General features: G+C 70.3%; 11 protein-coding genes. 2 read left to right on the top strand and 9 right to left on the bottom strand.

Annotation, left to right across the window (positions count from 1 at the left end; all coding sequences use genetic code 11):
* Positions 1–452 (bottom strand): Crp/Fnr family transcriptional regulator (locus tag ACTS11_RS12165; RefSeq protein ID WP_442640580.1); only part of this gene is annotated, 452 nt, incomplete at its 3' end.
* Between the two features lie 192 nt (positions 453–644).
* Between ACTS11_RS12165 and ACTS11_RS12170 the strand changes: the two genes are divergently transcribed.
* Both ACTS11_RS12170 and ACTS11_RS12175 read left to right on the top strand, forming a co-directional pair.
* Entirely contained in the window at positions 645–1109 is a 465-nt protein-coding gene (locus tag ACTS11_RS12170; RefSeq protein ID WP_442640581.1) for a host attachment protein, read from the top strand.
* A 16-nt stretch (positions 1110–1125) separates the two neighbouring features.
* Positions 1126–1935 (top strand): Crp/Fnr family transcriptional regulator, encoded by an 810-nt coding sequence (locus ACTS11_RS12175; protein ID WP_442640582.1) that lies wholly within the window; start codon positions 1126–1128, stop codon positions 1933–1935.
* A gap of 85 nt (positions 1936–2020) precedes the next feature.
* On the opposite strand, the gene ACTS11_RS12180 is transcribed toward ACTS11_RS12175, so the two are convergent.
* From ACTS11_RS12180 to pstC, 8 genes are all read right to left on the bottom strand, one after another.
* The gene (locus ACTS11_RS12180) at positions 2021–2440 is read right to left on the bottom strand and encodes a c-type cytochrome (RefSeq protein WP_442640583.1); all 420 of its coding nucleotides are present in this window, start codon (positions 2438–2440) and stop codon (positions 2021–2023) included.
* A 250-nt stretch (positions 2441–2690) separates the two neighbouring features.
* Positions 2691–3428: a winged helix-turn-helix domain-containing protein gene (locus ACTS11_RS12185; RefSeq protein WP_442640584.1), complete on the bottom strand. Its 738-nt coding sequence runs from the start codon at positions 3426–3428 to the stop codon at positions 2691–2693.
* A gap of 4 nt (positions 3429–3432) precedes the next feature.
* Positions 3433–4161, bottom strand: coding sequence for a winged helix-turn-helix domain-containing protein (locus ACTS11_RS12190; protein WP_442640585.1), 729 nt, complete (start codon positions 4159–4161; stop codon positions 3433–3435).
* On the bottom strand, positions 4154–4840 hold the full coding sequence (gene phoB / locus ACTS11_RS12195) for a phosphate regulon transcriptional regulator PhoB (RefSeq protein ID WP_442640586.1): 687 nt from the start codon (positions 4838–4840) through the stop codon (positions 4154–4156). Before phoB ends, ACTS11_RS12190 begins: the two co-directional genes overlap by 8 nt.
* Positions 4841–4855: 15 nt before the next feature.
* On the bottom strand, positions 4856–5569 hold the full coding sequence (phoU, locus tag ACTS11_RS12200) for a phosphate signaling complex protein PhoU (RefSeq protein WP_442640587.1): 714 nt from the start codon (positions 5567–5569) through the stop codon (positions 4856–4858).
* Positions 5570–5595: 26 nt separating this feature from the next.
* Entirely contained in the window at positions 5596–6384 is a 789-nt protein-coding gene (gene pstB, locus ACTS11_RS12205; RefSeq protein WP_442640589.1) for a phosphate ABC transporter ATP-binding protein PstB, read from the bottom strand.
* A gap of 29 nt (positions 6385–6413) precedes the next feature.
* A complete protein-coding gene (gene pstA, locus ACTS11_RS12210) occupies positions 6414–7763 on the bottom strand; it encodes a phosphate ABC transporter permease PstA (RefSeq protein WP_442640588.1) in 1350 nt (449 codons plus the stop codon).
* The gene (pstC, locus tag ACTS11_RS12215) at positions 7760–9220 is read right to left on the bottom strand and encodes a phosphate ABC transporter permease subunit PstC (protein ID WP_442640590.1); all 1461 of its coding nucleotides are present in this window, start codon (positions 9218–9220) and stop codon (positions 7760–7762) included. The genes pstA and pstC overlap by 4 nt, the downstream gene beginning before the upstream one ends.
* Positions 9221–9265: the final 45 nt, after the last annotated feature.

Raw genomic sequence — 9265 nt, forward strand, 5'->3', positions numbered from 1 at the left:
GCCCGGTCGAGCTCGTTCAGGAACTGGATCATCATCAGCCGGTCGAGGTCGGGCCAGCGGGCGAGGATCGCCTCGAAGGCCCGGCGCGGAAAGGCGGAGATCTCGGCGCCGGTCGCCGCTTCGATGGCGAAGTGCGAGGGGCCGTCGAAAACCCGCCCGAAGACGTCGCCCGTGGCCAGCAGCCCGACGACATGCTGCCGCCCGTCCGGCAGCGTCTTCTCCATCTTGAGGATACCCGAGGCCACGATGCCCACGAGATCGGACGGGACGCCCGAGCGCTGGACCGTCTCGCCGGCGCGGTAGCGGCGCATCCGGCAGAGGCTTCTGAGCTCCGCCCGCAGCGGCTCCGGCAGGGCGGCGAGCTCGGCCCAGGGCGCGAGGCTGCACGACACGTCACGGCGGGGCACGGACTGGTCCGGCGGCGGTGCTTTCGGCCGTTTCGGTTTCGCCATGCCTGCCCCCTCGAAAGGCCGGCGCCGAAGCGTCCCGCCACCTGACGGGACGCCGCCGCGGCGGCGCGTGATCACCCGGCGCATCGCGCGCGCTCCACCATTCCTCCTGAAACATTGCGCATCGTCAATGAAATCCGTCCCCGCTCGCGTTTTCCTTCCGATGTGGGCCCGTGCCGTCTGGGGGAGGAGAGCATGAGGGGTCGGAAGACTTGGGCGCTGGTGATGAGCGGGATGCGCGCACGCATCCTGCGGGGTCTCGAGAGCGCGGAGGGCGAGGAGCCGATCGAACTGGTCAGCCAGGCCCGCTCGCCGCACCTGCGCGACATCATGGCAGACAAGCCCGGCCGAAGCTTCGCGTCGGCGGGCGGCGGGCGGCGCTCGGCGATGGAACCCGGCGGCGACGTCATCCTGCGCGACATGCAGGATTTCGCACAGGACACCGGCCTCTTTCTCGAGCGGCACCGGCGCGCGGGAGACTTCGAGAGGCTCGCCGTCATGGCGGAGGCGCGGATGCTCGGCGTCCTGCGCGAGGAGTTGCCGCAAAGCGTCCTGACGACGGTGTTCCTCGAGCTGCCGATGAACCTCGTGCCGCTGCCCGAGCGCGACCTCAGGACGAAGGTGCTCGACCTCATCCGGTCGCACCGGGCCGCGGAGTGAACCGAAAGGGGGCGCGATGATACATGTGAGGAACGAGGGGGCGGTTGCGGCCTGCACCGGCTGCCGCCTGCGGACGCGCGACCTCTGCGCCGCCCTGTCCGCGTCGGGACTGACCCGCACGGCGCCGCGCCTTCGGCGCCTCCGCCGCGGGGCGGTGGTCCAGGACGAGAGCGGCACGCCCCGGCTGACCGGCATCCTGCGCAACGGCTACCTGCGCACGGAACGGATGATGCAGGACGGGCGGCGCAACGTCCTCGTGCTCTCGACACCGGGCGACCTCGTCGGCGACTGGACGGCGGCGGGACCGTCCTACGCCGTATCGGCGGCCACGGACGTGGAGATGTGCGTCTTCGACGCCCGCGCCCTCCGCCATGCGGCCGAGCGCGACGCAAGCCTCCATCTCGGGATCCTCAGGGAGGTCTCGCGGCAGCATGGCCGCCTCCTCGAGCAGATCTGGCGCCGCGGCGCGCTCCACAGCCGCGAGCGGGTCATCGCCTTCATGCTGCTGGCCTGCGAGATCATGCCGACCGAGTTCCTGCCCGGGGGCGGCGCCATCGTCGGCATCGAGGTCTCGCGCCGCGACTGGGCGGACATGGCCGGCACCACGGTCGAGACGATCTGCCGGGTGCTCGCATGGCTTTCCGGCATCGGCGCGGTCGAGACGCTGGATGCGGGACGCTACCGCATCCGCGATCTGGCCGAGCTGACCGCGCTCGCCGGCCTCGACGCGGTGCCATGCCCGCCTCCGGGCGCCGACCCGGTGCGGCAGTGCCCTGCTCCGGGCGACGCTGCCGCAGGCGCGATCGCCGCAGCCGAAGCTCCCTGAGGCCCGAAGCCCCGGCGGCGCGCGGTGTCCCGTCGCGCCGCCGCCCCGCTCCCGCTCCACGCCGGCAGGGGCGCGGAGCGGCACCTCATTCCTGGATCGACTCGAGATACCGCGCGATCGACAGGATGCGCCCCCGCACGATGATCTCCGCGCCGTAGCGGCCGCTGTCCTCGATGGCGCTCGCCATGAAGCGGTCGCCCCAGACCGGCATGGCCGTCCCGTGCGGGCCGACGCCGGTGCGCCCGTCGATCACCTGGATGACCTCGAGGAGCGGAAAGACACCGTCATGCGCCGCGGCGAGCGTCGTCAGCGAGGGCGTCTCGACGTTCATGTAGCGCGCGACGGGACCGTCCCCGAGCCCGCTCTCGCCGTGGCAGGCGGAACAGGCGTACATGTACTCGGTCCGTCCCGTCTCGTCGGCAAGGGCGGGCGGGCCCATGAGGCCTCCGACTGCGGCGACGGCGGCCGAGACGAGTGCGGAATGGCGGAACAGGCTATCTGGCATCTGGGCCTCCTCGTGAAGTGGGACGGGATCTGCGATCCCTGCCCCCGAGGCTCCGTCACGCCCGGACCCGCTGCATTGACGGCGCGCAATCGAGGCTCAAGCTGCCATCGCCGACCGTGCGGCTCTTGCAGGGCCCTGCCGGTGCGGGGCCCCGGCTTCGAACGGCCCTCATCCGCAGGCAGACGTGGCCGTCGCGCGCCGCCTCGCGCTCCTCCATCGGCCTGAGCCGGATCGCCGGGGGTGTGGCCGCTCAGGGCAGGAACGCGAGCTGGTAACCCACGCCGCGCACCGTCCGGACCGGATCGCGACCCAGGGCGCCAACGAGCTTCCTCCTCGTGCGACTGACGTAGATGTCGACGAAGCGGGCATTCTGCGAGGCCATCGACCCGAATGCGATGGTCAGCAGTTCCTCGCGCCGCCAGACGTGGTCCGGCAGGTCGAACATCGGCCCGAGGATGCGGAAGTCGTTGAGGCCGATCGGCGCCGAAGCGGCGCCCATGCTGAGCGTCAACGCGGCCTCGTCCAGCAGGAGGTCTCCGACGCCGCGCCGCTGGGAGAGGGCCAGCGGACGGCAGCGACGGACGAGCGCCCGGAGCCGCAGCACCACCTCCGTCAGCCCGGCGGCGGGGTCGATGGGCTCGACCTCCGCGATCGCGGTTGCCCCTGACGGCAGGGCAGCGAACCGAGGCGACGCCTCGCGGAGCGGCTGGAGCACCACGATACCGATCTTCGTCGTCCGGACATGCCGTGCGAGCGTGTCGAACACATCCGCGCCGAAGTCGCGGCCCAGGATCGCGACGTCGGGGCGGTGAACCTCCACCGCTGCGCCGAGCGCGGCGCGTGCGGCGCAGCTCTGGAGGTTCGGCATCCATGGACCGAGGCGCGCGACGAGCGACGCGACCTCCGGCGACGAGACGTCGGCCACGCAGTGGACCGGGGCGGCCCGCGGAAGGATGTCGTCCGCCTCGAGGTCGAGAATACCCGTCACCGGCTCAGCCCAGGGTATAGCCCACGCCGCGCACCGTGCGGACGGGATCGCGGCCGAGCGCGGCGAGGAGCTTGCGGCGCGTCCGGTTGAGTTTCACGTCGACGACGCGAGGGTTGTTCCGGGTCATCGCGCCGTAGGCGACGGTCAGCAGCTCCTCGCGCCGCCAGACGTGGTCCGGCAGGTCGCACATCGGCCCGAGCAGCCGGAAGCCGTCGAGCGTCAACGGCGCCGTGTCCGCGCCCGCCGAGAGGGTCAGCGCCCCCTCGTCGAGCACGAGGTCCCCGATGCTGCGCCGCTCCGACAGGGCGAGCGGCCGGCAGCGCCGCAAGAGCGCGCGGAGCCGCAGGACCACTTCCGGCAGCCCGGCGGCGGGGTCGATGGGCTCGACCTCCGCGACGGGCGGCACGCCGTCGAAACGCGCCAACGCCTCGCGGAGCGGCTGAAGCACGACCACGCCGATCCGCGCGGTCCTGACATGGGCGGCGAGCTCGCCGAGCGCCGCCGCGTCGAAGTCGCGGCCGAGGATGGCGACGTCGGGGCGGTGAAGCTCTACAGCCTCCCGAAGCTCGGCGCGGGTGGCGCAACTCCTGAGGTTCGGCATCCAGGGGCCGAGGCGCGCAACCAGCGCCACCACCTCGGGCGACGAGACGTCGGCCACGCAGTTCACCGGAGCGGCGCGGGGGAGGATGTCCTCCGCCGCGAGATCGAGGATGGCCCCTCCGGGCTCAGCCAAGCGCGTAGCCGGCACCGCGGACGGTCCGGATCGGGTCGCCCGCGTCGGCGGCCCTGAGGGCCTTGCGCAGGCGTCCGACGTGGACGTCCACCGTGCGGCTGTCCACGTAGATGTCGCGGCCCCAGACCCGGTCGAGCAGTTGCTCGCGGCTCCAGACCCGGCCCGGCCGCTCCATGAACGCGGTCAGGAGGCGGAACTCGGTCGGCCCGAGGCTGAGGCTGATCCCGTCGCGATAGACGCGGTGCTCGGCGAGATCGACGACGATGTCCTCGAACTCCAGCCGCTCGCCCACCGCCGCGGGGCGGATGCGGCGGAGCTGCGTGCGCAGACGCGCCAGAAGCTCGGCGATGGAGTAGGGCTTCACGATGTAGTCGTCGGCGCCGGTCTCGAGGCCGCGGATCTTGTCGGTCTCCTCGGACCGGGCGGAGAGCATGATGACGGGAATGCGCGCGGTCTCGCCCGACATCTTGAGCTGGCGGCAGACCTCGATCCCCGAGACGTTCGGCAGCATCCAGTCGAGGATGATGACGTCGGGCGGCGTCTCGCGCACGAGGACGAGCGCCTCGTCGCCCGCCTCGGCGGTGACGACCTCGTAGCCTTCGGCGCGGATGTTGTAGGCGAGGACCTCGCGCTGCGCGGGTTCGTCCTCGACCACGAGAACCAGGGGCTCGCCGGCCATCCGACCCTCCGCCCCTTACGACCCGTCGCCCAGCGTGGGCACGGTCGTGTGCTTGGGCCGCTCCTCGTCGGGGGCGTCGCCCGTCACCATGTAGATGACCTGCTCGGCGATCGAGGTGGCGTGGTCGCCCATCCGCTCGATGTTCTTGGCCATGAAGTGCAGGTGCATGCAGGTGGTGATGTTGCGCGGGTCCTCCATCATGAAGGTCAGGTACTCGCGGAACAGCGCGGAATACATCTGGTCCACCTCGAGGTCGCGCTCGCGCACGTCGCGCGCCTTGTCGGCGTCGTGCTGGATGTAGGCGTCGAGCACGTCCTTCAGCATCAGCTCCACCTGCCGCGCCATCCGCCGGAGCGAGGCGCCGGTCCCGTTCACGGGTGGCTGGTCCATGATCGCCTCGGAGCGCTTGGCGATGTTCTTGGCGTAGTCGCCGATCCGCTCGAGGTTGTTGGAGATGCGGAAGACCGACAGGACGGTGCGCAGGTCGGACGCGATGGGCTGGCGCTGCGCGATGATGCGCGCCGCCTCCTCGTTGATCTGGTCGTCGAGCGCGTCGATGGCCGCATCGCCCTGGCGCACCTCGCGCGCGAGCTCGGGATCGCGGCTCTCGAAGGCCAGCGCGGCCTTGGCGATGGCGTCCTCCACGAGGCCGCCCATCCGCATGATCCGGGCCTGGATGCCCTCGAGATCGCGGTCGAAGGAGGAGACGATGTGTTCGGTGGGGGCCATGATGAAGCTTGTCCTGAAATCTGGGCTCAGCCGATCCGGCCGGTGATGTAGCTCTCGGTGCGGGGATCGTCGGGATTGGTGAAGATCTTGGACGTGTCGCCGTATTCGACGAGCTCCCCGAGATGGAAGAAGGCCGTCTTCTGGCTGACGCGGGCGGCCTGCTGCATCGAATGGGTCACGATCACCACCGAGAAGCGCGAGCGCAGCTCGTCGATCAGCTCCTCCACCTGCGCCGTCGCGATCGGGTCGAGCGCCGAGCAGGGCTCGTCCATCAGCAGGACCTCCGGGTTCGTGGCCACGGCGCGCGCGATGCACAGGCGCTGCTGCTGGCCGCCCGAGAGGCCGGTGCCGGGCGAGGCGAGACGATCCTTCGCCTCGTCCCAGAGCGCGGCGCGGCGGAGCGACTTCTCCACGATCTCGTCGAGGTCCGCCTTGGTCCGCGCGAGCCCGTGGATGCGCGGCCCGTAGGCCACGTTGTCGTAGATCGACTTGGGGAACGGGTTCGGCTTCTGGAACACCATGCCGACCTTGGCGCGGAGCTGCACCGGGTCCACGCGCTTGTCGTAGATGTCCTCGCCGTCGAGCGTGATCTCGCCCTCGATGCGGGCGATGTCGATCGTGTCGTTCATCCGGTTGAGGCAGCGCAGGAAGGTGGACTTGCCGCAGCCCGAGGGGCCGATGAAGGCCGTCACCGTGTTGTCGAGGATGTCGACGTCCACCTTCTTGATCGCGTGGGTGTCGCCATAGAACACGTCCACGCCGCGCGCCTGCATCTTGGTGTCGAGGTTGTCCACGTTCCGCCCCGTGATCTGCATGTCGTTCATATCGGTATCCTCCATGGGGCTCACCACCTGCGCTCGAACCGGCGCCGCAGCAGGACGGCGATGGCGTTCATGACGATCAGGAATACCAGGAGCACGATGATCGCGCCCGAGGCCCGCTCGACGAAGGCGGGGTCGGAGCGCTGCGTCCACTGGTAGACCTGCACCGGCAGCGCCGAGGCCGGATCGAACAGCCCGTCGAGCGGCGCGTCGGGATATTCGCGCACGAAGGCCACCATCCCGATGAGGAGCAGCGGCGCGGTCTCGCCAAGCGCCTGCGCGAGGCCGATGATCGTGCCGGTCAGGATGCCGGGCGCGGCCAGCGGCAGGACGTGGTGGAACACGCTCTGCATCTTCGAGGCCCCCAGCCCGAGCGCCGCCTGCCGGATCGAGGGCGGCACCGCGCGAAGCGAGGCGCGCGTCGCGATGATGATGGTGGGCAGCGTCATCAGCGTGAGGACGAGGCCGCCCACGATGGGCGCGGACTGCGGCAGGCCCGCGAAGTTGATGAAGATCGCGAGGCCGAGGATGCCGAACACGATCGAGGGCACGGCCGCGAGGTTCGAGATGTTCACCTCGATGAGGTCGGTGAAGCGGTTCTTCGGCGCGAATTCCTCGAGGTAGATCGAGGCGGCGACCCCGATGGGCAGCGCCAGCGCGAGGACCACCAGCATCATGTAGAACGAGCCGATGATCGCGACGCCGAGGCCCGCCGCCTCGGGACGCGTGTCGGAGGCGTCGGGCGAGGTGACGAAGTTGAAGTTGAACCGTGTCTCGATGTGGCCCGTGTCGGCCAGCGCCTGCGCCAGGACGAGCTGCTCGGGCGTCACGTTGCTGTCACGCTCGGCCGAGGCCATGGTGACGCGGCCCTTGAAGTAGCCGTCGATCCGCCCGCCCGCCAGGACCTGCACCTCGATCGTCTCGCCGACGAGCCCGGGGTTCGCCAGGACGCGGTTGCGGAGCTGCGCCGGCGCCTCCTCCGAGATCATGCGGGCGAGGGTCTGGATCGACATGTCGTGCTCGATCCCCAGCGCCTCGACATGCTCGGCGAAGCCCTGGGCGAGGATCGGCAGGTAGCCGAAGGTCGTGACGCTCGCCATCTCGGCGGGGTCGCGGTTGCCCTGCGGGTCGAGCCGTTCGGCCGTCAGCGTCACCGGAAAGCTGATGTAGGTCTGCCGGAACGAGCTGAGGCCGTTCGACAGGATCGAGATCAGGAGCAGGATCAGCGCGATGATGCCCACGCTGACGGCGGCCACGCCGTAGGCCCGGAAGCGCGCCTCGGAGCGGTTGCGGCGGCGCGTGCGCTCGTCCTGCGCGAGGAGCGAACCCGCCCTCTGCGGCCGGGGCGCGTCGGTGAGGGTCGCGTCGGTCATTCGTACTGTTCCCGGTACTTGCGGACGATGTAGAGCGCGAGGACGTTGAGCCCGAGCGTGATGACGAAGAGCGTCAGGCCCAGCGCGAAGGCCACCAGCGCCTCGGGGCTCTCGAAGTTCGTGTCGCCGGTGAGCTGGCCCACGATCTTGACGGTCACGGTCGTCATCGCCTCGAACGGATTGAGGCTGAGCTTCGCCGCCGCCCCCGCGCCCAGCACCACGATCATCGTCTCCCCGATCGCGCGCGAGGCCGCGAGCAGCACCGCGCCGACGATGCCGGGCAGCGCGGCGGGCAGGATCACCTGCTTGACCGTCTCGGACTGCGTCGCGCCGAGCCCGTAGGAGCCGTCGCGCAGCGATTGCGGCACCGCGTTGATGATGTCGTCCGACAGCGAGGAGACGAAGGGAATGAGCATGATGCCCATCACCACGCCCCCCGTCATCACCCTCGACGACGAGGACCCGAGGCCCAGCGGCTCGGCGAAGTAGTCGCGCAGGAGCGGGCCGACGGTGATGAGCGCGAAGAGGCCGTAGACGATGGTCGGGATGCCCGCGAGAATCTCGATCAGGGGCTTGGCGACCGAGCGCACGCGCTTGGACGCGTATTCCGCCATGTAGACCGCCGAGAAGAGTCCGATGGGAACCGCGACGAGGAGCGCGATGAACGAGACGTAGAGCGTCCCCCACAGCAGCGGGATGAGGCCGAGGTCCGAGTTGCCCTCGAAGCTCGGGCGCCACTCGAGGCCGAAGAAGAACTCCCGCCAGGGGTAGAGATCGAAGAAGTTGAACGTCTCGAAGAGCATCGAGAACACGATGCCGACCGTGGTCAGGATCGCGATGGTCGAGGCCAGCATCAGGATCGCGAGGATCGCGTATTCCACGGAGTTGCGGGCGCGAAACTCGTGGTGCGAGCGCGCATACGCGTAGCCGAGGCCGAGCGCCGCAAGCACCAGGACGGCCACGGACATCGCAGTGCGTGCGGTGCTGGTCAGTGCGCGGTATTCCTGCGCCGCGCGCAGGACGGGGGCCGATACGTCGGTGCCGAGCGCCACGCCGACTTCGCCCAGCCGGCCGCGGATGTCGGTCAGTTCGGTGCGGAGGTTGCGCGCCTCCTCCCGCGTCAGCGCGCCGCGCTCGATGGCGGTCTCGATCCCCTCGGCGAGGCGCCGCACCTCGGTCATCACCAGCCCGCGCGAGCCCATCTCGGAGATCTCGCTGTCCGGGATCATGCCGGTGACGCTGCGCTCGATCACGAGCGGCTGCACGATCAGCCAGACCGCCATCACGAGCAGCGCGGGCACGACGGTGAGGATCAGCGCGTTGGTGCCGTAGTAGCCGGGCAGCGAATGCAGGCGGCGGGAGTCGCCGCCGGCGCTGGCGATGGCCTTCCGGCGCCCGAGGACGTAGCCGACCGCACCCATGACGAGGACGATACTGAGGAGCGTGAGAAGCGACATGGAGGGGCCCGGCTGTCTGGAAAGGACGGGGCCGCGCGACGCGGC

The sequence above is a fragment of the Roseicyclus sp. genome, assembly GCF_052168335.1.
Taxonomy (GTDB): domain Bacteria; phylum Pseudomonadota; class Alphaproteobacteria; order Rhodobacterales; family Rhodobacteraceae; genus Roseibacterium.

Bases quoted from the DNA above. Each gene is read 5' to 3' on its own strand.
- ACTS11_RS12170 (WP_442640581.1), top strand. From the start codon at position 645: ATGAGGGGTCGGAAGACTTGGGCGCTGGTGATGAGCGGGATGCGCGCA.
- ACTS11_RS12175 (WP_442640582.1), top strand. From the start codon at position 1,126: ATGATACATGTGAGGAACGAGGGGGCGGTTGCGGCCTGCACCGGCTGC.
- ACTS11_RS12180 (WP_442640583.1), bottom strand. From the start codon at position 2,440: ATGCCAGATAGCCTGTTCCGCCATTCCGCACTCGTCTCGGCCGCCGTC.
- phoB (WP_442640586.1), bottom strand. From the start codon at position 4,840: ATGGCCGGCGAGCCCCTGGTTCTCGTGGTCGAGGACGAACCCGCGCAG.
- phoU (WP_442640587.1), bottom strand. From the start codon at position 5,569: ATGGCCCCCACCGAACACATCGTCTCCTCCTTCGACCGCGATCTCGAG.
- pstB (WP_442640589.1), bottom strand. From the start codon at position 6,384: ATGCAGATCACGGGGCGGAACGTGGACAACCTCGACACCAAGATGCAG.
- pstA (WP_442640588.1), bottom strand. From the start codon at position 7,763: ATGACCGACGCGACCCTCACCGACGCGCCCCGGCCGCAGAGGGCGGGT.
- pstC (WP_442640590.1), bottom strand. From the start codon at position 9,220: ATGTCGCTTCTCACGCTCCTCAGTATCGTCCTCGTCATGGGTGCGGTC.